Below are 1,362 nucleotides of genomic sequence, written 5' to 3' on the forward strand. Positions count from 1 at the left end.
AGTGCTGACTTTAGGCATGACCAACGGTGATTATCAGGAAGTGGTTTTGGGATTTTATTACAGCCAGGAGAAATGTGAAGCGGCTGCAATTGAGCAGCATGTTAGTGGCGAATGTTATCCAGTTGATGAGATTATCCACTCTGGCGAACAACCAGCTATGACGGAATAGATTCCGGACAAATAAAACACCAGAAGTAATGTCGGCTAATAATGCGACGGGATTTCTGCAAGCCAAATTTAATAATTCCAAACACATGCCTTAATCGGCAGGGAATTACTCATTCTAAATAAGGGTTAGCAATGATTTCTCATATTTTCACAATGATATTTAAGCTTTATAAAGTCAGCCACGATGTCGCAGAAGTTATTGCTGACGAAAATCCATTTTCTTATTTCGTTTTCAACAAAGACAACACTGTCACGGTTAAATTCCCTGGTGGGATTATTCACGACACTTATCCCTGTCATCACTGCGCATTAGAAGAAGTAACTCGTATCTGGTTTTTGATTCGTGAAGCAGAGATTAAAGCTCAGCGCTGTTGCTCCCTCGCGTCTTGCAGCATGGAGCAAGCATCATGAGCAGAGCCTGTTCGTGCTGTAGTCATCTCTTTGAAGATGCCGAGTTAACCCAGCGTCAAAATACCAGGGGTTATGCCAGCCGCACCGTTTACTACTGCAGAGGCTGTATCGAAAAGAAAAATCAGCAGACCAAACTCCAGAGTGTTCGCACTACTTACAGAAAATCCGTTTACGCCCGCGTATTCCGTTAATTAAGGAAATCAGTCCATGCAATTATTTAATACATGTTTTAATCCTAAAAAAGGAATGGGTGAGAAATTAAACATTCCTGTTTACACTCGCAAAGTGAAAGCCCCCAGTAAAAAAATGGCATCACTCACCGCGACTGTCGAATTATATAAGGACTTCCCGGAAATTGCGGATCATTACTGTGATGCAAAGATTTGTGAAGATCGCGTAGGATTATCCAGCCCCGCTCTTGATAGTTGGGATACTGGTTTTCTCTGGAATAAGGAAACGGGAGAAATCGAATTAAATGAGCCCACTCCAGAAGATAATACGCATAGCACCACTACAGGTGGTGAACCTCAGTTCGTAGAAGCATCGAAGCTACCTACGAGTTTCCGGGCCGCCCTGCTCGCTTTGTTTGGTCGTACCGATAACATCACCAAGATTGAATATGGCCTGGCTATCGATCTGACTAACGACGATATGCCAAGTTTTGCCCGGGAGCTGGGCGAAGCTATTACACGCACACCACGAGTGCTCGCTCTATTTCCAGAGCGCCAAAAGGAACTACTTGATGCGGTACATGCTCGCCTGAAAGAAACCGCGCAGTGGCCT

2 protein-coding genes and 1 pseudogene are annotated in these 1,362 nt (G+C 44.3%); all 3 read left to right on the top strand.

Annotation, left to right across the window (positions count from 1 at the left end):
• Nucleotide 1: 1 nt before the first annotated feature.
• Nucleotides 2-169, top strand: coding sequence for a DUF1482 family protein (locus M977_RS22685; RefSeq protein WP_245163537.1), 168 nt, complete (start codon nt 2-4; stop codon nt 167-169).
• A 131-nt stretch (nt 170-300) separates the two neighbouring features.
• The gene (locus M977_RS22690) at nt 301-579 is read left to right on the top strand and encodes a hypothetical protein (RefSeq protein ID WP_064519113.1); all 279 of its coding nucleotides are present in this window, start codon (nt 301-303) and stop codon (nt 577-579) included.
• Between the two features lie 207 nt (nt 580-786).
• Nucleotides 787-1,362, top strand: a pseudogene (locus tag M977_RS22695) (hypothetical protein); the annotation flags it as partial.

It is taken from the genome of Buttiauxella gaviniae ATCC 51604, from assembly GCF_001654835.1.
GTDB classification, from domain to species: Bacteria; Pseudomonadota; Gammaproteobacteria; order Enterobacterales; family Enterobacteriaceae; genus Buttiauxella; species Buttiauxella gaviniae.

Bases quoted from the DNA above. Each gene is read 5' to 3' on its own strand.
- M977_RS22690 (WP_064519113.1), top strand. From the start codon at position 301: ATGATTTCTCATATTTTCACAATGATATTTAAGCTTTATAAAGTCAGC.